Raw genomic sequence first — 271 nt, forward strand, 5'->3', positions numbered from 1 at the left:
CCTCAAGCGCTTCGATGACCGTATCATTGATGTCGACAAACGTCACCTCGTAACCGCTTTGGTTGAGCAATAATCCGATAAAGCCTCGTCCGATGTTTCCTGCCCCAAAGTGAACAGCTTTCATTTACGCCACCTCTTCCATAAAGAGCGCCAAGATTTCTTCCTTCGTTTTCGCCTGAACAAGGCGCTCTACATTGCTTTCGTCTGAGCAGAGAATCGCGATTTGCGATAGGAGCTCTAAATGTTCATCATTCACGCCTGCAATTCCGAT

2 protein-coding genes are annotated in these 271 nt (G+C 47.6%); both read right to left on the reverse strand.

Annotated elements, in window-relative coordinates; translation table 11 throughout:
• On the reverse strand, positions 1-124 hold a 124-nt coding region (locus AC2Q9J_RS17925; RefSeq protein ID WP_499042033.1), incomplete at its 3' end, for a mannitol dehydrogenase family protein.
• Positions 125-256, reverse strand: a complete 132-nt coding sequence (locus tag AC2Q9J_RS17930) for a PTS sugar transporter subunit IIA (protein WP_499042035.1) — start codon at positions 254-256, stop codon at positions 125-127.
• Positions 257-271: the final 15 nt, after the last annotated feature.

The sequence above is a fragment of the Planococcus sp. RAB007_Raresut genome, assembly GCF_057369535.1.